Source organism: Blastococcus sp. SYSU D00669, assembly GCF_054050715.1.
Genome location: NZ_JBJGZV010000045.1, coordinates 1 through 23,216, shown reverse-complemented (window position 1 = coordinate 23,216; position 23,216 = coordinate 1). Strand labels below are relative to the sequence as shown.

The 23,216-nt window shown below is 76.3% G+C and carries 25 protein-coding genes and 1 riboswitch; of the genes, 9 read left to right on the top strand and 16 right to left on the bottom strand.

What is annotated here, in order from left to right; all coding sequences use genetic code 11:
- Positions 1–21: 21 nt before the first annotated feature.
- From atzF to ACI8AF_RS23455, 8 genes are all read right to left on the bottom strand, one after another.
- Positions 22–1,683 carry an allophanate hydrolase gene (gene atzF / locus ACI8AF_RS23490; protein WP_456542183.1) on the bottom strand — a complete coding sequence of 554 codons (1,662 nt, stop codon included), beginning with the start codon at positions 1,681–1,683 and terminating at the stop codon, positions 22–24.
- Positions 1,680–3,683, bottom strand: a complete 2,004-nt coding sequence (locus ACI8AF_RS23485; protein ID WP_456542182.1) for a 5-oxoprolinase/urea amidolyase family protein — start codon at positions 3,681–3,683, stop codon at positions 1,680–1,682. Before ACI8AF_RS23485 ends, atzF begins: the two co-directional genes overlap by 4 nt.
- Positions 3,680–4,327: an urea amidolyase associated protein UAAP2 gene (locus ACI8AF_RS23480; RefSeq protein WP_456542181.1), complete on the bottom strand. Its 648-nt coding sequence runs from the start codon at positions 4,325–4,327 to the stop codon at positions 3,680–3,682. Before ACI8AF_RS23480 ends, ACI8AF_RS23485 begins: the two co-directional genes overlap by 4 nt.
- A complete protein-coding gene (locus ACI8AF_RS23475) occupies positions 4,324–5,031 on the bottom strand; it encodes a DUF1989 domain-containing protein (protein WP_456542180.1) in 708 nt (235 codons plus the stop codon). The genes ACI8AF_RS23480 and ACI8AF_RS23475 overlap by 4 nt, the downstream gene beginning before the upstream one ends.
- Before the next feature lie 57 nt (positions 5,032–5,088).
- Positions 5,089–5,203, bottom strand: a riboswitch (guanidine-I (ykkC/yxkD leader).
- Between the two features lie 26 nt (positions 5,204–5,229).
- Entirely contained in the window at positions 5,230–5,865 is a 636-nt protein-coding gene (locus ACI8AF_RS23470; RefSeq protein ID WP_456542179.1) for a hypothetical protein, read from the bottom strand.
- Between the two features lie 15 nt (positions 5,866–5,880).
- On the bottom strand, positions 5,881–6,075 hold the full coding sequence (locus ACI8AF_RS23465; RefSeq protein ID WP_456542178.1) for a hypothetical protein: 195 nt from the start codon (positions 6,073–6,075) through the stop codon (positions 5,881–5,883).
- A gap of 83 nt (positions 6,076–6,158) precedes the next feature.
- Positions 6,159–6,668: an RDD family protein gene (locus ACI8AF_RS23460; protein ID WP_456542177.1), complete on the bottom strand. Its 510-nt coding sequence runs from the start codon at positions 6,666–6,668 to the stop codon at positions 6,159–6,161.
- The gene (locus ACI8AF_RS23455; RefSeq protein ID WP_456542176.1) at positions 6,655–7,569 is read right to left on the bottom strand and encodes a hypothetical protein; all 915 of its coding nucleotides are present in this window, start codon (positions 7,567–7,569) and stop codon (positions 6,655–6,657) included. Before ACI8AF_RS23455 ends, ACI8AF_RS23460 begins: the two co-directional genes overlap by 14 nt.
- Positions 7,570–7,850: 281 nt before the next feature.
- On the opposite strand from ACI8AF_RS23455, the gene ACI8AF_RS23450 reads away from it, so the two are divergent.
- The 4 genes from ACI8AF_RS23450 (at position 7,851) to ACI8AF_RS23435 (ending at position 12,094) form a co-directional block, all read left to right on the top strand.
- A complete protein-coding gene (locus ACI8AF_RS23450) occupies positions 7,851–10,517 on the top strand; it encodes a LuxR C-terminal-related transcriptional regulator (protein ID WP_456542175.1) in 2,667 nt (888 codons plus the stop codon).
- A gap of 100 nt (positions 10,518–10,617) precedes the next feature.
- A complete protein-coding gene (locus ACI8AF_RS23445) occupies positions 10,618–11,004 on the top strand; it encodes a hypothetical protein (RefSeq protein ID WP_456542174.1) in 387 nt (128 codons plus the stop codon).
- On the top strand, positions 11,004–11,450 hold the full coding sequence (locus ACI8AF_RS23440; RefSeq protein WP_456542173.1) for a DUF7144 family membrane protein: 447 nt from the start codon (positions 11,004–11,006) through the stop codon (positions 11,448–11,450). The genes ACI8AF_RS23445 and ACI8AF_RS23440 overlap by 1 nt, the downstream gene beginning before the upstream one ends.
- A gap of 149 nt (positions 11,451–11,599) precedes the next feature.
- The gene (locus tag ACI8AF_RS23435; protein ID WP_456542172.1) at positions 11,600–12,094 is read left to right on the top strand and encodes a DUF6325 family protein; all 495 of its coding nucleotides are present in this window, start codon (positions 11,600–11,602) and stop codon (positions 12,092–12,094) included.
- Between the two features lie 4 nt (positions 12,095–12,098).
- On the opposite strand, the gene ACI8AF_RS23430 is transcribed toward ACI8AF_RS23435, so the two are convergent.
- Both ACI8AF_RS23430 and ACI8AF_RS23425 read right to left on the bottom strand, forming a co-directional pair.
- Positions 12,099–12,713, bottom strand: coding sequence for an Rv1733c family protein (locus ACI8AF_RS23430; RefSeq protein WP_456542171.1), 615 nt, complete (start codon positions 12,711–12,713; stop codon positions 12,099–12,101).
- 5 nt (positions 12,714–12,718) lie between these two features.
- On the bottom strand, positions 12,719–13,093 hold the full coding sequence (locus ACI8AF_RS23425) for a hypothetical protein (protein ID WP_456542170.1): 375 nt from the start codon (positions 13,091–13,093) through the stop codon (positions 12,719–12,721).
- A gap of 136 nt (positions 13,094–13,229) precedes the next feature.
- Between ACI8AF_RS23425 and ACI8AF_RS23420 the strand changes: the two genes are divergently transcribed.
- Positions 13,230–13,460, top strand: coding sequence for a hypothetical protein (locus ACI8AF_RS23420; RefSeq protein WP_456542169.1), 231 nt, complete (start codon positions 13,230–13,232; stop codon positions 13,458–13,460).
- Between the two features lie 224 nt (positions 13,461–13,684).
- On the opposite strand, the gene ACI8AF_RS23415 is transcribed toward ACI8AF_RS23420, so the two are convergent.
- The 3 genes from ACI8AF_RS23415 to ACI8AF_RS23405 form a co-directional block, all read right to left on the bottom strand.
- Entirely contained in the window at positions 13,685–15,091 is a 1,407-nt protein-coding gene (locus tag ACI8AF_RS23415) for an MFS transporter (RefSeq protein ID WP_456542168.1), read from the bottom strand.
- A gap of 43 nt (positions 15,092–15,134) precedes the next feature.
- Positions 15,135–15,497: a carboxymuconolactone decarboxylase family protein gene (locus ACI8AF_RS23410; RefSeq protein WP_456542167.1), complete on the bottom strand. Its 363-nt coding sequence runs from the start codon at positions 15,495–15,497 to the stop codon at positions 15,135–15,137.
- A gap of 89 nt (positions 15,498–15,586) precedes the next feature.
- A complete protein-coding gene (locus tag ACI8AF_RS23405; RefSeq protein WP_456542166.1) occupies positions 15,587–17,434 on the bottom strand; it encodes a glycoside hydrolase family 15 protein in 1,848 nt (615 codons plus the stop codon).
- Positions 17,435–17,520: 86 nt separating this feature from the next.
- On the opposite strand from ACI8AF_RS23405, the gene ACI8AF_RS23400 reads away from it, so the two are divergent.
- Entirely contained in the window at positions 17,521–19,029 is a 1,509-nt protein-coding gene (locus tag ACI8AF_RS23400; RefSeq protein WP_456542165.1) for an SHOCT domain-containing protein, read from the top strand.
- Between the two features lie 4 nt (positions 19,030–19,033).
- On the opposite strand, the gene ACI8AF_RS23395 is transcribed toward ACI8AF_RS23400, so the two are convergent.
- The 3 genes from ACI8AF_RS23395 to ACI8AF_RS23385 are packed head-to-tail and all read right to left on the bottom strand — an operon-like array spanning position 19,034 to position 21,518.
- Positions 19,034–19,570, bottom strand: coding sequence for a potassium channel family protein (locus ACI8AF_RS23395; RefSeq protein WP_456542164.1), 537 nt, complete (start codon positions 19,568–19,570; stop codon positions 19,034–19,036).
- Positions 19,571–19,590: 20 nt separating this feature from the next.
- Entirely contained in the window at positions 19,591–21,015 is a 1,425-nt protein-coding gene (locus tag ACI8AF_RS23390; protein WP_456542202.1) for a DUF2252 domain-containing protein, read from the bottom strand.
- A gap of 2 nt (positions 21,016–21,017) precedes the next feature.
- Entirely contained in the window at positions 21,018–21,518 is a 501-nt protein-coding gene (locus ACI8AF_RS23385) for a hypothetical protein (RefSeq protein WP_456542163.1), read from the bottom strand.
- A gap of 114 nt (positions 21,519–21,632) precedes the next feature.
- Here ACI8AF_RS23385 and ACI8AF_RS23380 point away from each other — a divergent pair, with 114 nt between their 5' ends.
- From ACI8AF_RS23380 to ACI8AF_RS23370, 3 genes are read left to right on the top strand one after another with little or no spacing between them, the layout of a single operon-like run.
- Complete coding sequence (locus tag ACI8AF_RS23380) at positions 21,633–22,208, top strand: HdeD family acid-resistance protein (RefSeq protein ID WP_456542162.1); 576 nt, start codon at positions 21,633–21,635, stop codon at positions 22,206–22,208.
- Positions 22,209–22,261: 53 nt separating this feature from the next.
- Positions 22,262–22,546, top strand: a complete 285-nt coding sequence (locus ACI8AF_RS23375) for an SHOCT domain-containing protein (RefSeq protein WP_456542161.1) — start codon at positions 22,262–22,264, stop codon at positions 22,544–22,546.
- A 46-nt stretch (positions 22,547–22,592) separates the two neighbouring features.
- Positions 22,593–23,102 (top strand): DUF1269 domain-containing protein, encoded by a 510-nt coding sequence (locus ACI8AF_RS23370; RefSeq protein WP_456542160.1) that lies wholly within the window; start codon positions 22,593–22,595, stop codon positions 23,100–23,102.
- Positions 23,103–23,216 lie beyond the last annotated feature (114 nt).

The following is a 23,216-nucleotide window of genomic DNA, read 5'->3' as shown; positions in this document are numbered from 1 at the left end:
CCGCGCCACCCGGGCGCGTCGTCAGCGCGCGGCGAGGAACCCCCGCCAGCCGCCGTGCGCGGTGATCTCGGCCGCCGGGTCCACGCCGCTCGGGTCGGTGAGGAAGCCGGGGACGACGGTGCCGTCGTCCAGCTCGACCGGCCCCAGCGCGAGCGGCGCGGCGACCGACGCCAGCAGCTCGCCGACGCCGGCCGGCGGCAGGTCCCAGACCTCCACCTCGAGGCCGTCCGCGGGCCCGACGGCGCCGCGGACCAGGCCGGGGCGGGGGAGCGGGCCGGGCACCCGGTACATCCGGTAGCCGGCTGCGGTGCGGGCGCGGGCGTGCAGCCGGCCGCCGAGCCCGGCCAGCTGCGGGTTGAGCGGTTGCCCGGTGAGGTGCGCGCCGGCCACGGCCAGCAGGCTCCGGGTGGCCGGCGGGTCCACCGGCTCGCCGAGCCACCGGGCGGCGAGGTCGAGCAGCGGCCCGTCGGCGAAGGCGGGGGCCAGCAGCTGCACGCCGAACGGCAGGCCGTCGTCCCGCCGCCCGGCCGGCACGGCGACGGCGCAGAGGTCGAGCAGGTTGACCATGTTCGTGTAGGTGCCGAGCCGGGCGTTCACGCCGACCGGGTCGGCCGCCACCTCGGCCAGGGTCGGGTGGTCGGGGGTGACCGGCAGCAGCAGCGCGTCGGCGCCGACGAAGGTCGGGATCGCGGTGGCGCGCAGCTCGGCGAGCCGCTGCTGCCCGCGGAAGACGTCGGCACCGGTGATCCCCGCAGCGCCGAGGACGATCCGCCGCACGGTCGGGTCGAGGTGCGGGCCGTCGGGCTCGAGCAGGGCGCCGAAGGCGGCCAGCCGCTCGGCGAGGAACGGCCCGCCGTAGAGCAGCCGCGCGGCCTGGAGGAACGCCGAGACGTCGACCGGCACCAGCCGGGCCACCGTCGCGGCGTGCGCCAGCGCCCGCTCCCAGGCGGCGGCGTGCGCGGGGGCGAGGTCCAGCGGCCCGGCGGGGACGGCGACCACGCGCATCGTGCGCGCCACGCCCGGCGGCAGCCCGGCCGGCGCCGGCCGCGACCACGGGTCGTCCGGGTCGGGCCCGGCGAGCACGCCGAGCGCCGTCCGGGCCAGGGCGGCGTCGCGCGTGAGCGTCGTGACGCAGTCCAGCGAGGGGCAGGCGGGCAGCACCCCGCGGGTGGGCACCAGGCCGCGGGTGGGCTTGACGCCGACCAGCCCGTTGAAGGCGGCCGGCACCCGGCCGCTGCCGGCGGTGTCGGTGCCCAGCGCCAGCGGGACGACGCCGGCCGCCACGGCCACCGCGCTGCCGGAGCTGCTGCCACCGCTGACGTGCGCGGCGGAGGCGACGCTCGCGCAGGCGCCGTAGGGGGAGCGGGTGCCGACCAGGCCGGTGGCGAACTGGTCGAGGTTGGTCTTGGCCACCGGGACGGCGCCGGCGTCGAGCAGCCGCCGCACCACGGTCGCCGACGTGGCGGCGGGGGTGGTCAGCGCCGGGCAGGCGGCGGTCGTCGGGACGCCGGCGACGTCGATGTTGTCCTTGACCGCGACCGGGACGCCGGCCAGCGGCCCACCGGGGGCCGGCGCCAGGGCCCCGATCTCGTCGTGGTCGAGGACGTGCACGAACGCGGGCCGGCCGAGGGCCCGGGCGGCCTCGGACGCCGCGGTCACGGGGGTCGTGCGGGTGGCGGTCACGAGGTGCTCCAGCGGGCTCGTTCGGCGTCGAAGGCGGCACGGCGCCGGGAACGGACGGCGGCGATCTCGCCGTCATGCGCGGCCTCGAGGGCGCGCACCTCGGCGAGGGAGAAGGTGGCGGGGCGCGTCTCGAGGTCGGCGGTGCCGGCCGCGATCGCGGCCCGCTGCCCGGCGAGCTCGTCGGCGGTCACCGGGCGGAACCGCAGCCGGTCGAACGGGCGCAGCAGCCACGGCGGCTCGGCCGAGCCGGGCACGTGCCGCCAGACCGGCACGGTGCGGCCGACGAGCTGGTACCCGCCGGGGCCCTCCATCCCGTAGACGCAGAGGTAGACCCCGCCGATGCCGACGGCGTTCTGCGGCGTCCAGGTGCGGGCCGGGTCGTACTTCGTCGTCACCAGCCGGTGCCTCGGGTCGACGGGGACGGCGACCGGCGCGCCCAGGTAGACGTCGCCGAGCCCGACCACCAGGTAGGTGGCCGCGGTGACCACCTCGAAGACGTCGTCGCGGTGCTCCAGGTCGTTGATCCGGCGGATGAACTCCACGTTGTCGGGGCACCAGGGCGCGTCCGGCCGCACCGAGCGGGCGTAGCGGGCCATCGCCTCGTGCGCCGCGGGGTGGTCCAGCGCCAGCGGCAGCGTGACCTCCCGGACGGCCAGGGTCACCGTCTCCGGGTCGGGCACGTCGGCGGCCAGGTCGACCAGCAGACCGGCCAGGGCCGGCAGCGGCAGGGCGCGCTCGTCGACCTGCACCAGCACCGAGCGCACGCCCTCGACCAGCTCGCGGACCCCGCCCAGCCGCAGCGCCCGCAGCCGCTCGGCCAGCAGGTGGACCCAGACCCGCACGGACAGGTCGAGCTCGGCCGGGCCGGCCTCCAGCAGCAGGTGCGAGTCGCCGGCGGCGCGCACGACGACGTCCGGGCGGGCGCCCGCCCCGGCCAGGGCGGCCAGCACGACCGGCCGGGGTACGGGCACCGGGACCGCCGGCTGCACCGCCGCGGGGCGCTCGGCGGCGGCCGCCGGGTGCGCGAGCAGCGCGGCGCGCAGCGCGTTGGCCCGGTCGGCCTCGGCGGCCGCGACCGGCTGCAGCCGCACCGCGTCGCCGGGCCGCAGCTGGGCCAGCTTCCACCGGTCGGCGGCGACGACGACGCAGGGGACGATGAAGCCGCCCAGGCTGGGCCCGTCCGGTCCGACGATCACCGGGGTGTCGCCGGAGAGCATGATCCCGCCGACCGGGTAGGCGCTGTCGTGGATGTTCGACGGGTGCAGGCCGGCCTCCCCGCCGTCGGTGCGGGCCCACCCCGGCGCCGGCCCGACCAGGCGGATGCCGGTGCGGTCGGCCCGGTGGTCGACGGCCCAGGTCGCGGCGAACAGATCCGCGGCGCCGTCCTCGGTGAGGTGCTCCGGCGCGCCGTGCGGACCGGGCAGCACGCGCAGCGTCCAGTCGCCGGTCAGCTCGGGCAGCAGGCCGTCGACGTCCAGCGGGGCGCCGCAGTTCTCCAGCCGGCCGAGCGGCAGCTCGTCGCCGGCGGCCAGGGCGCGCCCGTCGAGGCCGCCGAAGCCGCCGAGCAGGAACGTCGAGCGGCTGCCCAGCACCTGCGGCACCGCGATGCCCCCCGCGACCGCCAGGTAGCCGCGCATCCCGGGCGCCCCGCAGGGCCCCATGTCGAGCACGGCGCCGGGACGCACGACGGTGACGACGCCGGGCCGCACCGGCCGGCCGTCGAGGGTGGCGTGCGGGACGGCCCCGGCCAGGCAGATCAGCGTGCGCCCGGCGAAGCGCAGCACGGGGCCGGTCAGCACCGCCTCGAGCCCGGCCGCGGTCGGCGGGTTGCCCACCGCCCGGTTCGCCAGGCCGAACGACAGGTCGTCCCACGCGCCCGAGGGCGGCACCCCGACGTCCCACAGCCCGCGGCGGCCCGCGAGGTCCTGCACGCTGGTCTGGACCCCGGGGGAGAGGACCTCGACGGTGGCGGTGCGGACGTCCGGGTGGACGAGCGTCACGCGGGGTCCCAGCCGAGCAGCCGGATCGGCGTGGGGTTCCAGCCGTTGCAGGGGTTGTTGAGCTGGGGGCAGTTGCTGATCAGCACCAGGGTGTCGCGGTCGGCGCGCACCTCGACGTACCGGCCGGGCGCCGAGAGGCCGTCGGCGAAGGTCAGGCCGCCGTCGCCGGTGAGCGGCACGTTCATGAAGAAGTTGACGTTGTGCCCGAGCTCGCGCGGGCCGATGCCGACGGTCGCGCCGTAGCGCAGGAACGTCTCGCGGCAGGCGTGCTGGTGCCGGGTGCGCATGCCGTAGCGGACGACGTTGGACTCCTGCGCGCAGGCGCCGCCGAGGGTGTCGTGCCGGCCGACGGTGTCGGCGGTGATCGTCACCAGCGGGTCGAGGTCCACCGAGAGGAGCCGCGAGCCGGTGGTGAGGTAGGCGCCGCCCTGCTCGCGGACGGTGTCCACCGCGCTGTACCGGTTGGCCAGGTCGTGCGCGTCGTAGAAGAGGGTGTCGGCGGCCTGGTTGCCCTCGAGGTCGACGATCCGGAACGACCCGCCGGCCCGGAGGACGCCGGCGAAACCGTCCCCGGCGGCCACGGTCACGTCCAGGACGGCGTCGTCCTCGTGCAGGTCGCTGGCGACCGGCTGCGTCGCGGTCATGCCAGCACCGCCCGGGCGTTCGCCAGCGCGCGGGCGCTCTCGGTGCGGAAGGTCACCGAGGGGTCGTCGTCCCCGTAGGGCGCACCTGGCTCCACGACGGCCCGGACGGCGCCGGGGGCCCAGGTCGTGCTCAGCGGGTGCGGCGCGGTCGAGGCGACCAGCAGCAGGTCCTGCTCGGCGCGCAGCGTGACCCAGTCGCCGGCCCGGGCGTGGTCGGGCACGTGGGTGAAGCCGCCGTCGGCACCGATGGCGACCTTGGCGAAGAAGTTGACCGTCGCGTGCAGGTCGGCCGGGCCGCGGCCGTGCTTGCGCAGCTCGGCCAGCAGACCGGCCCGGGCCGAGCGGCGCCAGCCGTTGCGGTCGGTGCCGTAGGAGCTCGGGCCGAACGCGGCGACGTGGGGGTCGAGGGAGTGCCCGGTCAGGCAGTCGTGCCAGTCCAGGGACGAGCCGGTGACCGAGGCGAGCGCGGTGCCGCGGTCGCTCATGAGCACCATCGGCGGGGCGATGCGGGCGCTCATCTGCGCCTTGAGCGTGTCCGGGACGTTGAGCCGGTCGACCGGGTGCCGGTGGGCGTAGAGGAGCACCGAGCAGACGGCGCCGTCGTCCAGGGCGGTCAGCCGCAGCACCCGGCCGGCGCGCAGCTCCAGCGACCACGCCGACGCGGCGGGGATGTCGTGTTCGAGGATCGGGTCTGTCGCGAGCACGGTCGTGCCGGCCTCCCCACAACGGGCCCGGGCACACCACGGCCCGGGCCAGTGCTGGCCTCCCGGGCTTTTGTCCCGCCGTGGGGCGGTCCGGCGCCGGTGCGCGGCCCGCCTGCACCTCTCGGACCAGGCCCGCCTGCGCGCAGGCGGCGGAACCCTAGATGCGCCCCGCAGCCGATCTGCGGGTCGACTCCGGACTCAACCGTTCCGCGGTGTCGCGAGCGGGTCGCCGTCGTCAAGAACGTGTGTCGGAACCGGCACCCGTGTTGCGGGGAGGTGACCGAGCTCGGCCAGGGCCTCCTCGTAGCAGGTGTGGAGCAGGTCGAGGCGCGCGACCAGCCGGCGGACGTAGTCCTCGGAGCGGCCGAGCGTGGTCGGGTGGTCCATGGCGTCCCAGAACAGCCACGAGACGTCCTCGCGCCCGCCGGCCCACAGCCCGGTGGTGTCGGCGGCCGGGAGCCCGACCGCGGCGGCGAACCGCGCGGTGACGGCCCGGTGCAGCCGCGCGGTCTCCGCGCGGTGGCGGGCCAGCTCCTCCCGGCGCCGCCGCCGCTCCGCGGCCGGCCGGCTCCAGCCCGGGCGGGGCGGGCGGGGCCCGAGCCCCAGGCCGATCGCCCGGCCCAGCATCGGGACGAGCTTCGGGCGGTCGGCGTCGGACAGCCGGTCGTTGGCGCCGCGCAGGACGGTGGCCAGTTCCGGGTCCACGCACCGCGGGTGGTCGCTGAACGACTCACCGGCCAGCAGCGCGGTGTACTCCATGAAGCACGCGCCGCGGTCGGGGCTGCGGTGGTGCCCCCGGCCCAGCACCGGCAGGGCGGACGGCAGTTCGGGCATGGTGGCCTCCTCCGGTCAGCGGTGGCGGACGGCGTGCCGGTAGTCCAGCAGCGCGTCGAGGTGCTCCTCCGCGCGCGCCTGGCGCTCCAGGTTCCGGCGGGTCGGTGCGGCCGCGGTGACGACCCGGGCGGCCCGCAGCGTCTGGAGCGCCGCGGAGATGAGCCGGTCGAGGACCGTGAGGTCCCCCCGGGGCGGGGCGGGTGCGGTCATGGTCACCTCCCGCGGGAGTGGGGTGGCTCCAGCGTGCCGGGTGCGGCGGCGGTCCGGCATCGTCCCGTGCAGACGACGCCGGGTCAGTCGTAGACCACCGAGGTGCGCAGCACCAGGTCCTGCACCGACCGGTTCTCCGCGCTGACCAGAACCCAGAGCAGCCCGACCGGGAAGACCACGCAGGCCACCGCCCGGACGGCGCACCGTGCCCAGCCGAGGCGGTCCCCGCGGTCGTCGGTGACCCGCAGGCCGAGCAGCCGGTCGCCGTAGGTCCCGCCGACCACGGCCCAGGTGACCGCGAAGTACGCCGCCTGCACACCCGATCCGATCACGAGCAGGGTCGTGGGCGACGCCGCCGGGAACGCGAACCCGGTCGGCTCGAGCAGGTAGCGGGCCGCGGCCACCGCGAGGTACCCGACGCCCACGGCGAGCGCCACGACCACGAGGTCGGCGACGTTGGCCAGCGCGCGGGTGACCAGTCCGGCGCGGGTCCCGCGGATGGCCGCCCGCGGGCCCGCGGCGAGCACCGCCGGCGGGGCCGCGTCGTGCCAGGGGTGGGCGCCCTCCCGGCGCCGCTCGTCAGCGGCGGTCACCGTCGGCCTCCGGGCGGACGGTCGCGGTGCGCCGGCCCGACCGGTGCAGCAGCCGGTCGACCACCCGCTCCACGGCACGGTCGGCGTCGGCACCCTGGTCGCGCACCCCGCGCACCATCTCGGCGGTCACCGTGCCGGTCGAGGCGCGCAGCAGTCCGGGCAGGTCGATCTCCTGGACCACGTAGCGGGCCACGCCGGCGAGGTCGGTGCGCTCCAGCACGCGGTCGACGTCCACCCGGTCCACGACCGCGTCGACGTCCACCCGGCCGACGGCCGCGTCGAGGTCGACCCGTTCCACGGCCCGGTCCAGGTCGACCCGTTCCACGGCACAGTCGAGGTCGACCCGGGCCACGACCGCGTCGAGGTCGACGCGGTCGACGACGCGGGAGACGTCGACCTTGTCCACCAGTGCGTCCAGGTCGAGCCGGGCGATGACGGCGTCGAGGTCCAGTCGGGCGGCCACGCGGTCGACGTCCACCCGCGCCACGACGGCGTCGAGGTCGACGCGGTCGACGACGGCACCCACGTCCAGGGCGGCGGCCAGCCGGTCCAGGTCGACGAACTCCCGGACCAGCGAGGTGAGGTCCAGGCGGGAGAGGACGGCCCGCGTCACCTCGGGCACGGCGACGTCCGCGACCGCGGACAGCGCCCGGACGGCCGCCGACGCCGGGTGGGCCAGCACCCGACCGAGCGGCCCACGTCCCGGCGGGCGCACGGCCGGGAGCCGGGGGAACAGCGCGCGCCGGCGCCGCTCGGCGACCTCCGCGGCGTAGCGCACGAGCGCCGCGGCGACGGCGAGGACGGCCAGGGCGCCGTCGACGGCGGTCGGCTCCCGGTCGCCGCTCGCCCCGCGCGCGGGCCCCAGGGGCCGGACCCGCGGCTCCTCCGGGATCACGGCCACGGCGGACCCCATCGCGCTGGCAGGTGCATCCGGGCCTCCCGATCGGTCGCCACCGGTCAGGATCGGGGTGGGCGCCCCGCGCCCCCTCATCCGCTGCGGGTGAGTCGGCCGGGGTCGCGCACCGCCATGCTCCCCGAGGGGCCCTCCGTCCCGCAGGCCATCGGCGCCGGGGACCTTCGCCTCTGACCTCGGAGCGGGGTGCTCGGGAGGGTGTCCACGGAAACCGGAGAGTTTCGCGAGGTCCGGAGAGGCGCGGGGGAAGCGACCCTGGAGGGCACCTCATGACCAGGCTGTCGGCGGTGGGGCCGCTCACCGCCCGCGAGACCCCGCGGGCCTGGCAGGGCCTGGCGACCAAGCTCGAACCGGCCGACCTGGCACACGCGACGGTGGCGCGCGAGCGCCTGCTCGCGGTGCTCACCCGCGCGGTCCAGCACACCCCGCTGACGCTGCTCAGCGGCCCGGCCGGCTCGGGCAAGACCGCCCTCGCCGCGTCGTGGCTGCGGGCCGGCCGCGCCGGGGGTGCGGTGGGCTGGATCACCCTCGACGACTACGACGACGACCCCGCCACCTTCTGGGGCTACGTCCTGCGCGCCCTGGCCGGCGCCGGCGTCCCCTCGTCCCGGCCCCCCGAGCTCGTCCCCGGCGAGCCGCCGCCGGGCTGGCTGGTCCCGCAGCTGGCGGCCGACCTCGTCGCCGCCGGGCAGCCGGTGGTCCTCGTCCTGGACAACGCCGACCACCTGACCGACCGGTCCATCGCCACCGGCCTCGACCTGCTGCTCCAGCACGCCGGTGGCCGGCTGCGGCTGGTGCTCTGCGCGCGGGCCGACCCGCCGCTCCCGCTGCACCTGTACCGGCTGGCCGGCACGCTGTCGGAGATCCGCGGCGACCAGCTGGCCTTCACCCCGGCGGAGACCCGCGAGCTCCTGCAGGCCATGGGCGTCCCGGTGGACACCGGGGCGGCACGGGCGCTGTGCGCGGAGACGCAGGGCTGGGCGGTCGGTCTGCGGCTCGCCGCCGCACCGCTCACGCACGGGCTGCCCGCCGAGCGTCTGGTGACGTCGCTGGCCCGCGACGACGGCAGCGTGGCCCAGTACCTGTTCGCGGAGGTGCTCGAGCGGCAGCCCGCCGGCGTGCGACGCTTCCTCCTGCGCACCAGCGTGACCCCCGAACTCACCCCCGAGCTCGTGGACCGGCTCGGAGGGCGGCCCAACGGCCGGCGCATCCTGGCGGGGCTCGCCCACGCGAACGCCTTCGTCGAGCAGTCGACGGACGCGCCCGGCGTCTACCGCATCCACCCGCTGTTCCGCGAGATGCTCCAGGCGCAGCTGGCCTACGAGCGCCCGGGCGACGTCGCCGGCCTGCACCGCGTGTGCGCGGCCGCGTACGCCGAGGCCGGCCGGCCCGCGGAGGCGATCGGGCACGCGATCGCCGCGGGGGACTGGACCTTCGTCGTCCGCCTCCTGGTCGACGACCTGCTGGTGACGCGCGTGCTGGTGCACGGGAGCGACCCGGCGCTGCGCGGCCTGCAGGCCCTGCCGGCCGACGTCCCCGGGCCGGAGGCCGCCGTCATCCGGACCGCCGGCGCGCTCGCGGCCGGGCGGGCGCCCGTGCCGGATGACCTGCGGGCCACGGCCGCCGCGCGCGACGGCGGCGACCGGCCGGCGCTGCGGGTGTCGGCGGCGCTGACCTGCCTGGTCGCCGACGGGGGCGGGGACGCCGACCCCGCGGCCGTGGTGGCGCAGGCCGACGCGGTGGCGGCGCTGGTCGCCCGGATGCCCGACGCCGACCGCCGGGAGCGCCGGGAGTGCACGGCGCTGGTCAGCAGCCAGCGCGCGTTCGCGGCGCTGCGCACCGACGCACCGGTCGAGGACCTCGTCGCCGGGCTGCGCGCCGCGGCGGCCGCGGCGACGACCGCGTCGGCCCGGCGGCTGCGCTGCCGGGCCCTCGCGCACGTCGCGCTGCTCGAGGCGCTGCAGGGACACCTGGAGCGCGCCGCCCGGGTGGCCGCCGAGGCCGACGCGCTCGCCGCCGAGGAGGGCCGGGACGAGCCGCACCGCGAGGCGACCGCGGCGACGGCGCTGGCCTGGGTGCACCTGCGCCGGTACGCGCTCGTGGAGGCCCGTGAGTGGTCGGCCCGCGCCCGGGCCCGGGCCCGGGCGGCCGACCGGGAGCCGGTGGGGACCGAGCCGTTGCTCGCCGTCCTGCAGTGCCAGCTCCTGCGGCTGCGGCACGAGTACGACCCGGCCGCGCAGTGCCTGTCCCCGCACCTGCGGGGGCCGCGGCTGCCGCGGTGGGTGGCCGAGCAGGTGGTCGCCGAGGTCGTCCGGCTCGCCGTCGCCCGGGGACACGTCGACGAGGGCCTGCGGATCCTCGCCGACACGGCCGGCGACGAGCCCTGGGGACGTCGGGTGCGGGCGACCGCGCAGCTGCTCGCGGGGGCGACGACCGGAGCGCCGGCGGCGGAGGACCTCTCCGGCCCGCTGGCGGTGGTGGTCGACTCGCTCGTCGTGCGGGCGTGCCAGCTGATGGAGGCCGGTTCGGCGCCGGCCGCGGCCGAGGAGCTCGCCACCGCGCTCGACCTCGCCCGTCCGGAGCTGCTCCGGTGGCCCTTCCTCGACACCCCGCCGCAGGTGCGGGTGCTGCTCCGCTCGCACCCGCGCCTGCACGGGCTCGGCGAGTGGCTCAGCCCCACGGCCGACGGGGCGGCGCGGCGGGCGCAGGTGGTCCGGGCGCGCCGCGAGGTCCCCGACGTCGTCCAGGACCTCAGCGAGCGCGAGCTCGAGGTGCTGCGCTACCTGGCGGAGATGCTCTCGACCGCCGAGATCGCGGCGACGATGTTCATCTCCGTGAACACCGTCCGGACGCACATCCGCAGCATCCTGCGCAAGCTCGCGGTGACCCGGCGCAACCAGGCCGTGCGACGGGCGCGGGAGCGCGGCGTCCTCTGACACCGGCCCCTCCCTCATGCACGCCGGGTGAGGCGGGCGGCGCCGCCGGCCGGGGACCGTGGGCCGGATCCACCGCTGGGACGACGGAGGGGACGCGCCGATGGCCGGGGCCCGGGTGCGGTACGAGCTGAGGATCGAGACGGTGGTCAGCCCGGCCGCTCTCGCCACGTTCCGGGTGCCGGTCCAACCCACCGCGGTGCCCCGCCGGACCGTGTTCCGGCTGCGGGTCCCCGCCGACCGGGACCTCAGCGAGGTGGTCGACCGCTTGACCGCGCGGGACGTCGAGCTGCTGGAGATCCGCCGCTGCGACGAGGCGTCCCCACCCCGCCGTCCGCGGGACGAGCCCCCGGAACCGGAGGCGACCACCGGGCGGGTCGTCCCGCTGCACCGCGCCGATCATGCGCGGCGGACGATGCCGGGCCGCCGACCCCCGCAGCACAGTGCGGACCACCACACGGGCACCGGTCCGTTCGAGGAGGAGAGCTGATGACAGACACCTCGCGCCGCAGCGACACGGACGTCGAGGCCCCCTACGGTCCGGCCCCCACGGCCTGGGCCGGCTGGGTGGTCTTCGCCGGCGTCATGCTGATCATGCTCGGCGCCTTCCAGATCATCGAGGGGCTCGTCGCCGTGTTCGACGAGGGCTTCTACCTGGTCGGCCGCGAAGGCCTCGTGGTCAACGTGGACTACAACACCTGGGGGTGGGTCCACGTGGTGATCGGCGTCGTCGGCGTCCTCGCCGGGCTGGGCCTGCTGGCCGGCAACATGGTCGCCCGCGTCGTCGGCGTCATCGTGGCCTGCCTGAGCGCGCTGGTGAACATCGCGTTCATCGCCGCGTACCCCGTCTGGTCGGTCATCATGATCACGATCGACGTCGTGGTGATCTACGCGATCATCGTCCACGGGCGGGAGCTCAAGGGCTACTACCGCTGATCGCACCCGCACGGTGCCCGTCCCCGGCCACGGGGGCGGGCACCGTCGCGCGGAGGGGCGCCCCGCGATCGTCCGCACCGGGTGACGTGCGCCGGGACGGCGGCGCGCAACGGTGGGCCCCGGACCGCCGCCGCGCCCCTGGAGGAGACATGACCGCAGACCTCGAGCACGCCCCGGACCTCGACGACCTGGGACCGGTCGACTACATCGTCCTGGCCTTCCCCACCGACCGGATGACCGGCGAGGCGTTCCCGCTCCTCCTCGACCTGGTGGACCGCGGCATCATCCGCATCCTCGACCTGGCCTTCCTGCGCAAGGACGAGGACGGGTCGGTCACCACGCTCAGCCACGTCGACCTCCAGCGCATGCAGCTCCTGGAGGCCGCGCTCTTCGACGGGGCGGCCTCCGGGCTGGTCGGCCCCGACGACATCGCCGAGGCCGCCGCCGCGCTGGACCCCGGCACCGCGGCCGCCGTCCTGGTCTACGAGAACGCGTGGGCCACGCCGCTCGCGGCCGCCCTGCGCCGCTCGGGCGGGCAGCTCGTCGGCGCCGGGCACATCCCCGTGCAGGCGCTCGTGGCCGCGCTGGACGCGCTCGAGGCGGAGGAGTCGGCGGCCGCGCAGACCGCTCCGGCCGGCAGCTGACCGGTCAGAGCAGGCGCTCGGCCCAGCCGGGCCCGACGGCCGCCCAGCCCTGCGCCCACCGGCGCTGCCGGTGGGCGTCCAGGGCCGCGCACAGCAGGCCGTAGAGCGCGCCGGCCGCGGCCGGCACCGCCACGAGGACCCCGGCGCCGATCGCGCCGGCCGCGCCGGAGACGTCGTGGGTGGTGAGCGGCGGCGGGGTGAGGTCCCCGCCGAGGTCGACCCACACCGGCACCGAGCTGCCGGCCGGGGAGCCCGGCGGCGCCGGCACGCGGCCCTCCCGCACCGTGCCGTCCGGTGCGAGCCAGGTGGCCGCCGCCGGCGCCGTGCGCGGCGGCGTGAAGGAGTCGTACCCGGGCTCGCGGGACGCCGCGGGGGCGTCCTCGGCCAGGACGGCGTCGGTGCGGCTGCGCTCGGCCGCCTGCTCCTCGGCGACGGCGGTGAGCCGCTCGGCGACGGCGCCGGCTGCGGCCACGGCGACGAGCGGTGCGGCGAGGACGGCCAGGACGACGAGCACCCGGCCGGCCTCCTGCAGCCGGTCGCTGCCGCGCTTGAGCGGGCCGCTGCCCAGCGTGAACCGCCGCGCGGACCGGCGCAGCCAGGTGTCCTCCGCCCCGGTCATCGGCGTCAGGCGGGCACGCGCCGCTCGAGCTGGACGAACTCCTCCTCGGTGGGCGCGCCGCGGTCGAGCAGCTCCTCCGCCCGGGCGATCTCGACGACCGCGTCGCGGCCCGGGGTCGCGACCGCGCGCAGGCGCTCGGCGCGCCGGTTCTCGCGGTCGACCACGGCGCGGCCCTGGCCGAGCAGGTGGGCGACGGCGCCGGTGACCGGCAGCACGAGGACGAGCACGACCCGGGCGGCCTCGGCCCAGCCGGACAGGTCGTGCCGGCGGAACAGGTCGGCGAGCACGGTCAGCAGCAGCCAGGACGAGACGGTCAGGGCGGACAGCAGGATGGAGGTGCACAGCACGTCGACCAGCGGGTAGTCGTCGGCAGCGATCACGGTCGTCAGCGTCGCGGCAGTGCCCGGAGGTCACATCATCCGCCGTGGGGGAGGCACCGGGACCGGCCCGGAGGACAGGCTCGGCACCGAAGCGACGCCCCCGCGACACGGTGTCCCGGCGGAAGGAGCACCCGCGATGGGACGACAGGTGTACGAGCTCCGCGTGCGCGGACCCGTCCCCGCCGAGCTCCTCGAGGAGATCGGTGCGGAGGACCTCGGGGAGGAGCCGCCCCTCACGATCCTCCGCACCGGACCGACCGACCAGACGGGGTTGCACGGGATGCTGCAGCGGCTGCGCAGCCTGGGCCTCGACCTGCTCGAGGTACGGACGACGGGGCCGAGCTCCTACGACGACGTCCCCACCTGACGCCTCGCCCGCGCCCGTCTCCGCCCCTGCGCGCGACGAGCGGGCGGTGCAGGCAGAGGGCCGACCACGTCAGGCGGCGGACGGCGCCGGTGGGCCCACCACCCGCTCGGCGTCGGCGGCGGCCACCGCGAGGTCCAGGGCGCCGCGGCCGGGCACGAGCAAACCGAGGACCCCTCACCGAGGAGGAGCACCGGCGGCTGGTCCCGTCCCCGCGCCCGTAGCCGTCAGGCGGCCCGGTGCTCCCGGGCCGGGTGGGGGAGCAGGAAGGCGGCGAGCCACCCGAGGAGCGTGAAGCCGCCGATCACCACGAGGGCGACGGCGTACGGGGTGCCTCCCGCGGCGACGACGAGCACCGAGCCGGCGACGGCGACGCCCAGCGAGGAGCCGAGGTTGCTCACGCTGCGCGAGACGCCGGAGATGTCGCCCTGCACCTCTTCGGGCCAGGCCGACTGCACCACGTTGACCGAGGCGGTGAGCATGGCGCCCACGCCGAAGCCCATCAGGAACAGGCCGGGCCAGAACGTCCAGATGGCCGAGTCCTCGCGGGAGAGGAGCAGCAGCAGGCCGAGGCCGACGACGGTCAGCGTGAACCCCGCCCGGATCAGCAGCCGCTGCGGGTGCCGGCTGGCCATCCGCTGCGCCATGGCCGACGACAGCAGGATGCCGATCGTGGCCGGGATGAGCATGAGGCCGGTCTGGATGGCCGAGTAGCCCCGCTCCTGCTGCAGGAACACCGAGATCACGAAGAACGCGCCCTGGAGCACCAGCCACTGGACGGTCTGGGTGGCCAGCCCGAGGTTCGACGTGCGGTTGCGGAAGAGCGAGGGCGACACCAGCGGCGTGCGGCCGCGCCGCTCGCGGGTCTGCACGTGGAGGAAGAACAGGCCGAGCACCAGCCCGCCGGAGGCGACCAGGATCCACACCCGGGCCGAGGACCACCCCTCGGTGCCGGTCTGCAGGATGCCGTAGACGACCAGGAAGAGGCCGGCCGCCGACAGCACGGCGCCGACGAGGTCGAAGCGGGGACGCTGCGCGGGCAGCGGCGGGTCGTCGATCCGCCGGGCCAGCAGCGCGATCGCGGCGACGACGAGGACCTGCAGCAGGAACGACGCGCGCCAGCTGACGTAGCTGGTGATCAGGCCACCGATCAGCGGGCCGGCGGCCGAGCCGAGCCCCGCGGCGCCGCTGACGACGCCGAACCACTTGGCCCGGGTCTTCACGTCGTCGAACACGACGGTGATCAGGATGTAGATGGGCGGGATGAGCAGCGCGGACCCGACGCCCTCGAGCAGCGAGTAGCCGATCGTCAGCATCCCCAGGCCCTGGGCCAGCGAGGCGAGCAGCGCACCGGCGCCGTAGACGACCAGGCCGAGGATGAAGCAGGACTTGCGGCCCCAGATGTCGGTCAGCTTGCTGCCCGGGATCATCAGGGCGGCCATCGTCAGGGTGAACAGCGTGATCGTGGTCTGGATGCCGGCGACGTCGGTGCCGAGGTCGTCGGCGATGGTGCTGATCGCGACGTTCATGTTCGACGCCGCGTAGCTGGCGATGAACTGCGCGAGGGCGAGCGGCAGGACGATCGCGCCCGCCGTCGCCACGGCCGCGCCGCTGCCGGCGCCGGTCCTGGTCATGGGTGGTCCTCCCTGCGCGGATCGGCGCCGACGGCGACCGGGGTCAGGACGTGCGCTGCTCGGGGATGGCCTCGGCCAGCGCCTCCACGCCCAGCAGGGCGCGCAGGATGTTGCCGGCCGCCGCGGTGACGCGCGGGGTGCCGACCAGCGGGGCGATGGCGACGAGCACCGACTGCGCCTGCTCGACGGTGATGCCGGCCTCGGCGGCGGCGCCGAGGCTGACCGCGTAGGAGGCGGGCGGGGCGTCGAGCGCGACCAGCACGGCCAGGCGCACGAGCAGGTACGTCTCGGGGTCCAGGCCGGAACGCTCCAGCGCGTCGAGGTTCATCGCGAGCACGGTCTCGATCACGGGGGCGTCGCCCTGGGCGAGCGGGCCGAGCGCGTTGTCGGGGGCGGTCTGGGTCATGGCTCCTCCTGCCTGCGGGACGGACGGCGACCAGCGTCGTGAGCGGGCCGCCGTCCGTCGTCACCCACCGCGGACGAGGGATGCCGCCGTCACCGCGGCGGGCGGCCGTCGAGCGCGGCGTCGAGGGTGACCGCGGCGTCGATGAGGGCCAGGTGGGTGAACGCCTGCGGGAAGTTGCCGATCTGCTCGCCGGTGAGGGCGATCTCCTCGGAGTACAGGCCCACGTGGTTGCCGTAGGTGAGCATCTTCTCGAAGGCGGTGCGGGCGTCGTCGAGCCGGCCGGCGCGGGTCAGCGCGTCGACGTAGGCGAACGTGCACAGGGAGAAGGTCCCCTCCGAGCCGCGCAGCCCGTCCGGCGAGGCCTCGGGGTCGTAGCGGTAGACCAGGCTGTCGGTCACCAGCTCGCCGTCCATCGCCCGCAGCGTCGACTCCCACAGCGGGTCGCGGCCGTCGACGAAGCCGACGGTGGGCATCCGCAGCAGGGCGGCGTCGAGCACGTCGGTGTCGTAGTGCTGGACGAAGGCCCTGCGGCTGTCGTGGAACCCCTTCTCCATGACCTGCCGGTAGATCTGGTCCCGCTCGCCGATCCACCGCTCCAGCCGCGCCGGCCGGCCGTGCTCGGTGGCCAGCCGGACGCCCCGGTCGAAGGCCACCCAGCTCATCACCCGCCCGTACGTGAACGGCTGCCGGCCCCCGCGGGTCTCCCAGATGCCCTCCTCCGGCTGGTCCCAGTTGTCGGCCAGCCAGTCGAGGACGTGGCCGATCGCCGACCAGCCCTGGGCGGGGAGCGGCAGCCCGGCCCGCACGGCGTCGTACATGCTGTCCAGCGCCTCGCCGTAGATGTCGAGCTGCAGCTGCTCGGCGGCGCCGTTGCCGACGCGCACCGGCGCCGAGCCCCGGTAGCCGCGCCAGTGCTCGAGCACGTCCTCCTTGAGCTCGGAGGAGCCGTCGATCCGGTACATGATGTTCAGCGGCCCGCTGTCGCTGTGCAGCCGCTCGCGGATCCGGTCGCCCATCCACCGCCCGAACTGCGCCGCCTCCTCGACCATGCCGAGCCGCAGCAGGGCGTGCACCGAGAACGACGCGTCGCGCACCCAGGTGTAGCGGTAGTCCCAGTTGCGCTCGCCGCCGACCTGCTCGGGCAGCGCGGCAGTCGGCGCGGCGACGATCCCGCCGGTCGGCGCGTAGGTCATCAGCTTGAGCGTGATCGCCGAGCGCTGGACGTCCTCCCGCCAGCGTCCGGCGTAGGTGGACCGGCCCACCCACGACCGCCAGAAGGCGACGGTGCCGTCGAACAGCTCCTTCACCTCGGCGAAGCGGATCTCGTGCGGCGGGCCGTCGGCGGCCGACTCGAGCACGACGCCGCGGGACTGGCCCGCGGTGAGCTCCACGCGCAGGTGCGCGTCACCGTCGGTCAGCCGCCTCGTCGCCACCCGCGGGTCGTCGGGCTCGCGGACGACGTGGAACGTCAGCCGCTGGCCGTCGGCCTCGAACACCGCGCCGTGGTCGGTGACGTCGACCGCGTGCCGGCGTCGGCCGTAGTCGAACCGGGGGGCGAGCTCGACGTCGAAGGTGATCCGGCCGCGGACGCAGTCGAGGAGGCGCACGATCCGGTGGCGGTGGGTCGCGGTGCCACCGGCCGGCGGCATGAAGTCGACGACCTGCCCCATGCCCTCCGGGGTGAAGTACCGGGTGACGACGACGGCGGTGTCGGGGAGGTACATCTGCTTGGACGTGTACGAGGTGTCGGCCGGGCGGATCCGGAACCGCCCGCCGCGCTCGTCGTCGAGCAGGGCGCCGAACACGCTGGGGGAGTCGAAGCGGGGGCAGCAGAACCAGTCGATCGACCCGTCGGTGGTGACGAGCGCGGCGGTCTGGAGGTCGCCGATCAGGCCGTGGTCGGCGATCGCGGTCTCGAGCGGAACGGTCTGGGTCATGCCGGCGACGCTGTCCGCGCCCGTCCGCGGGCACATCGTCCCCGGGGGGTGATGAGCCGTTCCCACCCGATGGCCACCGTGGCCGCATGCGCCGATTCGGAGTCGGGGTGCTCGTCCTGGTGAGCGCGCTCGCCGTGCTGCTGGCGAGCACGTCCCTGTGGACGCGCCGGAACGTGGTCGACACGCAGGTCTTCGTCGCGAACGTGGAGACGACGATCGACCTGCCGGCCGTCGAGGCCCGGATCACCGAGCAGGTGACCACGACCGTGATGGGCAACCAGGACGTGCAGGACGCCATCGACGACGCCGTCGCGGCGCTGCCCGAGCGGCTGCAGCGGTTCGAGCCCACCGTCGAGGAGGGCATCCGCTCGCTGGTGTCGGCCGGCGTGCGGCGGCTGCTCGCCGAGGACCCGTTCCGCCCGCTCACCGAGGCCGCGCTGACCTCGGCGCAGACGCAGCTGGTGAACGGCGAGCCGGTCCGGTTCACCCTCGGCCAGGCCAAGGACCGGGTGCCCGACGGCCTGCGCGACGGCATCGCCGGCCAGATCCTCGACCTGCTGCCCGACGACGTCGGGGTGACGCTGCTGACCCCCGAGGACGCCCCGCAGGTGTACGACGCGATCGACCTGCTGGAGTCGGTCTGGTGGTGGCTCGGGCTGCTCGCGCTGGTCACCCTCGCCGCCGCCCTGTGGGTCTCCCGGCACCGGCGCGGCACGCTGCGCGCCTGGGCGGTCACGACGACCGTCCTGCTGCTGCTCCTGCTCGTCACCCTGCGCGTGGCGCGCGGGCGGGTGGTCGTCGCCGCGCGGCCGGAGAACCGCGACGCCGTCGGGGCCGTCTACGACGTGTTCGCCGGGAGCCTGCGGTCGTGGACCCTCTGGCTGCTCGGCGCCGTCCTGCTCGTGTTCGTGCTGACCCTGGTGTGGGGCCGGCTCGGGATCGTCGCCGGCATCCGGCGCGGCAGCGCGGCGGCGCGCGTGCAGCTGCAGCGCCGCCGGGAGGAGCGCCGGCTGGCGCAGGCGGCCGCCGAGGGCGCCGAGCCCGGCACCGCGGCCTCGGTCGCCGACGAGCCGTGGACGCGCCGTGTCGCCGCGTGGACGACGGCCTTCACCGCCGGGCTGGAGCTCCCCGCGCGGACCGAGCGCCTGGGCGGCTACGCCCGCGACCACGAGGAGCAGGCGCGGTGGCTCGGCATCGTCGTCGGCGCCGTCGTCCTGCTGTTCTGGCCCGCTCCCACCCTGTCGGTGCTCGTCTGGATCGCGGCGCTGCTCGCCCTCTACCTCGGTGCACTCGCGTGGCTGGTCGGTCGCGCGGCCGAGCCGGCGCCGGCCGGGCCCGCGCAGCCGGCCGGGCCGCCGCCGGTGGTGCCGGTGCCCCGCCCGGCCGCCAACGGCGTGCTGGTCGGCGCGGCGGTCGGCGCCCGGCAGCCGGCGCCGCAACCGGAGCCCCTGGTGCCGGCCGCGCTCACCCCGGAGGCGATCTCGACCCTCAACGGCCGGCTGGAGCTGCTCGTCCGGCTCGGCGCGGCCCGCGACGCCGGCGTCCTGACCGACGAGGAGTTCGGGCGCGAGAAGGCCCGCCTGCTGGGGGTGTGAGGGTTCAGCGCGAGGGGTCGGGCGAGGCGGCGCGCTCGGCGGCCCGCCGGCGGCTGCGGTCCACGGCGGCGACGAACACCTTGAGGACCAGGCCGATGAGCAGCAGGTCGCCGACCATCTGCAGGGTCGTGAGCACCCGTGCCACCTGGCTGACCGGAGCGATGTCCCCGAAGCCGACCGTCGCGAAGACGGTGACCACGAAGTAGAGGGCGTCGACCCGGTCCAGCGGCTCGGTGAAGGCGTCCGGGTCGGTGCCGTCGAGCACCACGTACGCGGCGGCGAACAGGAGGAGGAACAGCGGCAGCGACAGCGCCGTCGCCTCCACCGCGCGCAGCGCCGGGTGCTGCGACCGGAGGATCGCCCGCGCCTGCCAGCCGACCAGGAGGCCGAGGACGACCACGCCCCCGACCAGCACCGCGAGGGTCCCGGCGGTGAACGGGCGGTCGAGCGGCAGGACGGCGTAGAGCGCGAGGAGCACGGCGACGGTGAGCCCCGCCCGGCCGAGGCCGAGGAGCAGCTGGTGCCGTGCCGGTCCGTCCACGGTCGGCCGCCCGGGCGGCCTCAGAGGTCGGACCGGGCCTGCACCCGGCCCGCGGCGGCCGCGTCGGCGAGCTGGCGGTGGTCGCCGTCGTTGACGTCGGCGTAGGCCTCGCCGAACTCCGCCACCGCGCGCTCGAACGCCGGCGAGCTGCCGAGGTACCCGGCGATCGCGATCCGGTCACCGGAGCGGGCGTGCGCCCGCGCCAGGCACCAGCCGCACAGCTCCCCGTAGGTCTGGAGCCCCTCCGGGCGCAGCTCCTCGATCTCGATCGACCCCTTCCAGTCCCGCAGCTGCCGGACGTAGAAGTCGCGCTCGACCCCGTCGATGCCGGTCGACCGCTGCCAGCCCAGGAAGATGTCGCTGGCCTGCTGCATGAGGCGCTGGCCGGCCACCACGCGCTGCCCCTGGTTGGCGTACCGGCTGCGGCCCACGAACTCCGCGTGCACCGAGCGGTTGGCCTCCTTGACCTGCAGCAGGAGCGGGTCGTCGGCGTCCCGGCCGACGAGCAGGATGATCCAGCAGCGGGTCCCGACGCTGCCCACGCCGACGACCTTGCGGGCCATGTCGACGAAGGAGTACCGCTCGAGCAGGGTGCGCCGGTCGGCCTGCAGCGACCCGCGGTACTGCCGGACCAGGTCCTGGAACGACTCGGCGAAGCGCTCGAACTCGGCGGGGGCGACCAGGTCGCGCAGCGGCACGACCAGCGGTGGGTCGGGGCGGATCCGCGTCCGGCCGTCGACGACCTCGGTGAGCTTGCCGAACGCCTGCAGGGTGTCGCGGGTGCGGGCCTTGGCCAGCGCCCGCGCCAGCCGCTTGCGGGGACCGGGGTCCAGCTCCGCGGACAGCTGGCCGAAGAGCTCGTCGGCGTCGATCCGCGAGTACCAGACGTCGATCTCCCGCGCCGCGGCGAACTCGGCCATCGCGGTGCGGTAGCGCGCGCCGGCCGCCGTGGCGATCGCCCGCCGCTGCTTCTTCCCCAGGCCCTCCTGCCGGGCGGCGACCACCAGGCTGGCGACCAGCCGCTTGACGTCGTGCTCGAACGGGCCGGGCAGCGTCTCGTCGAAGTCGTTGGCGTCGAAGACCAGCCGGCGCTCGGGGGAGCCGAAGAGGCCGAAGTTCGACACGTGCGCGTCACCGCACATCTGCACCGTCAGCCCCGACCGCGGCGCACCGGCGAGGTCGGCGGCCATCACCCGGGCGGCACCGCGGTAGTAGGCGAAGGGCGTCTGCAGCATCCGGCCGTAGCGGATCGGCCCGAGTTCGGGCAGCCGGTCGGCGGCCTGCTCCTCGAGCAGCGCGAGCGCGTCGCGCCCCGCCGTGCGCCCGGTCGCGCTGTGCGCCTCGAGCGGGACGGCGCCGCGCAGGGCCTTGCCCGCGGCGTGCCGTTCCGCCGGGGTCGGGCGGGCGCCGGGGGCGGTGCGCGGTGCGGGGATGCCCGGGGTCATGGTCAGCACGTCGAGCCCACCTCGTCCACGAGAGCGTCGGCCTCCTGGAGGAAGGTGCTGATGGCGGTGGCCACGGCACCGAGCGACTCGGCCGACGGGTCCGAACCGGCGGCGGAGATCGCCGACTGCACGGCGTCGGCATCGGACTGGACGGCGTCGACGTCGGAGGTGAACTCGTCCCCGAGGGCGCCCTTCAGGTCCGTCCAGCTGTCCTCGACCGTCGTCCACGCCGACTGCACCGAGCTGAGCCCGTTCTGCACGACCTGCACGTCGCCGAGGGCCGCGAGGGAGGACCGCAGCGAGTCGGCGGCGGCGCAGACGTCGGCGGACGACGAGGACGACGCGGAGGCCGAGCCCGAGGACGACGCGGCCGAGGACGACGTCGTCGTGCCCCCCGCCGAGCCGCCGTCGTCGGAACCCGACGAGCAGGCGGCCGGGCCGAGGAGCACGAGGGCGAGCGCGGTGGGGGTGGTGGCGATGCGCAGCGGACGCGGCCGGCTCATGCCACTGACCGTGTCGGCACGGCCCGCCCGACGCGTCATCCGCAGGGGATGAGGTCGCCGGTCGGCCGGGCGGCGAGTCTCGGTCGCGGAAGCCCCTCCCGCGAGAGGACCCCCATGACTGCGAACGTCTCCGACCCCGCCGCGGGCGCGCCGACCCGGCACACGGGCGTGCGCGTCGTGGTCGGGCTGCTGGGCCTGGCGGCGCTGGTCTTCGGCGTCGTCCTGCTCTTCTCCCCGACGGCCGCGGCGCGCACGCTCGCCCTGCTGGTCGGGCTGTCCTTCGTCGTCGGCGGGCTGCTGGAGATCGCGGTCGGCTGGGACGACGGCCGGCGCGTCTCCTCGCTGGTCCTGGGAGCGGTGCTGGTCGTCGGCGGCCTGGTGGCCGCGTTCTGGCCCGGCATCACGCTCTTCGCGCTGGCCGTGATCACCGGTGTCTCGCTGATCCTGCACGGGGCGGTGCGGATCGGCACGGCCCTGGCCGTCCGGCACGAGACGCGCAGCTGGGTCTGGCTCGCCCTCGCCGGGGCGGTCAACCTCCTCCTCGGCGTCGTCGCCGTCGCCTGGCCGGAGGCGACCGTCCTGGTGCTCTCGCTGGTCCTCGGCGCCCAGATCGCCGTCTTCGGCCTGCTGCTCCTCGTCGCCGCCTTCGCGCACCCCGGGCCCCGCCAGGGCGCGTCGACGGCGGGCTGACCGCACGTCCTCCGCCGGTCCGCCGGGACCGGCCCGAACCCCAGGGACCGCACATGCCCGGACTGCTCCGCGGGATGGCCCGCACGGCCGTCGTCGCCGGGACGGCCAGCGCCGTCTCCGGCCGCGTCCGCCGCCGGCAGGCCAACCGGTGGGCCGAGCAGGACGCCCGCCGGTACGCCCAGCCCGAGCCGGCCTACGCCGAGCCGGCGCCGGCGCCGGCGCGCACCGACACCGACACCAAGCTCGCCCAGCTGCGCGAGCTGGGGCAGCTCCACGACTCGGGGGTCCTCGACGACGCGGAGTTCGAGCTGCAGAAGAGCCAGATCCTCAACTCCTGAGACCCCGGGCCACCCGGCCCGGCCGAGCACACCCGAGGAGAAGTCCATGGCCACCATGACCGTCTGGAAGTTCCCGACCGCCAACGGCGCCGAGATCGCCGAGATGACGCTGAAGGAACTGCAGCGGCAGGAGCTGATCCAGATCCACGACGCGGCGCTGGTCACCTACCCGGAGGGTGCGCGCAAGCCCAAGACCAAGCAGCTGACGGGCCTGGCCGGCGCCGGTGCGCTCGGCGGCGCGTTCTGGGGGTTCCTGTTCGGGTTGATCTTCTTCATCCCGCTGCTGGGCATGGCGATCGGCGCCGGCATCGGGGCGCTGACCGGCAGCCTGACCGACGTCGGCATCGACGACTCGTTCATCAAGCGGGTCCGCGACGAGATCCAGCCGGGCACGTCGGCGCTTTTCCTGCTGTCCTCCGGCGCGGTCGTCGACCGGGTCAAGGAGGCCTTCGAGGGCCAGCACATGGTGCTGGTCGAGAGCAACCTCAGCCGGGAGCAGGAGGACAAGCTGCGCGAGGCGTTCTCCGAGGAGCCGGCCACCGCTTCCGCGGGCTGACCGCACACCCGCGGGGGGGGGGGGGGGGGGGGGGGGGGGGGGGGGGGGGGGGGGGGGGGGGGGGGGGGGGGGGGGGGGGGGGGGGGGGGGGGGGGGGGGGGGGGGGGGGGGGGG

What these genes read in the sequence shown, in the direction of transcription:
- ACI8AF_RS23415 (WP_456542168.1), bottom strand. Translation starts at nt 15,091, where the DNA reads ATGACCAGGACCGGCGCCGGCAGCGGCGCGGCCGTGGCGACGGCGGGC.
- ACI8AF_RS23465 (WP_456542178.1), bottom strand. Translation starts at nt 6,075, where the DNA reads ATGACCGCACCCGCCCCGCCCCGGGGGGACCTCACGGTCCTCGACCGG.
- ACI8AF_RS23445 (WP_456542174.1), top strand. Translation starts at nt 10,618, where the DNA reads ATGGCCGGGGCCCGGGTGCGGTACGAGCTGAGGATCGAGACGGTGGTC.
- ACI8AF_RS23480 (WP_456542181.1), bottom strand. Translation starts at nt 4,327, where the DNA reads ATGACCGCGACGCAGCCGGTCGCCAGCGACCTGCACGAGGACGACGCC.
- ACI8AF_RS23430 (WP_456542171.1), bottom strand. Translation starts at nt 12,713, where the DNA reads ATGACCGGGGCGGAGGACACCTGGCTGCGCCGGTCCGCGCGGCGGTTC.
- ACI8AF_RS23390 (WP_456542202.1), bottom strand. Translation starts at nt 21,015, where the DNA reads ATGACCCCGGGCATCCCCGCACCGCGCACCGCCCCCGGCGCCCGCCCG.
- ACI8AF_RS23400 (WP_456542165.1), top strand. Translation starts at nt 17,521, where the DNA reads ATGCGCCGATTCGGAGTCGGGGTGCTCGTCCTGGTGAGCGCGCTCGCC.
- ACI8AF_RS23405 (WP_456542166.1), bottom strand. Translation starts at nt 17,434, where the DNA reads ATGACCCAGACCGTTCCGCTCGAGACCGCGATCGCCGACCACGGCCTG.
- ACI8AF_RS23385 (WP_456542163.1), bottom strand. Translation starts at nt 21,518, where the DNA reads ATGAGCCGGCCGCGTCCGCTGCGCATCGCCACCACCCCCACCGCGCTC.
- ACI8AF_RS23370 (WP_456542160.1), top strand. Translation starts at nt 22,593, where the DNA reads ATGGCCACCATGACCGTCTGGAAGTTCCCGACCGCCAACGGCGCCGAG.
- ACI8AF_RS23380 (WP_456542162.1), top strand. Translation starts at nt 21,633, where the DNA reads ATGACTGCGAACGTCTCCGACCCCGCCGCGGGCGCGCCGACCCGGCAC.
- ACI8AF_RS23450 (WP_456542175.1), top strand. Translation starts at nt 7,851, where the DNA reads ATGACCAGGCTGTCGGCGGTGGGGCCGCTCACCGCCCGCGAGACCCCG.
- ACI8AF_RS23410 (WP_456542167.1), bottom strand. Translation starts at nt 15,497, where the DNA reads ATGACCCAGACCGCCCCCGACAACGCGCTCGGCCCGCTCGCCCAGGGC.
- ACI8AF_RS23420 (WP_456542169.1), top strand. Translation starts at nt 13,230, where the DNA reads ATGGGACGACAGGTGTACGAGCTCCGCGTGCGCGGACCCGTCCCCGCC.
- ACI8AF_RS23470 (WP_456542179.1), bottom strand. Translation starts at nt 5,865, where the DNA reads ATGCCCGAACTGCCGTCCGCCCTGCCGGTGCTGGGCCGGGGGCACCAC.
- ACI8AF_RS23375 (WP_456542161.1), top strand. Translation starts at nt 22,262, where the DNA reads ATGCCCGGACTGCTCCGCGGGATGGCCCGCACGGCCGTCGTCGCCGGG.
- ACI8AF_RS23440 (WP_456542173.1), top strand. Translation starts at nt 11,004, where the DNA reads ATGACAGACACCTCGCGCCGCAGCGACACGGACGTCGAGGCCCCCTAC.
- ACI8AF_RS23435 (WP_456542172.1), top strand. Translation starts at nt 11,600, where the DNA reads ATGACCGCAGACCTCGAGCACGCCCCGGACCTCGACGACCTGGGACCG.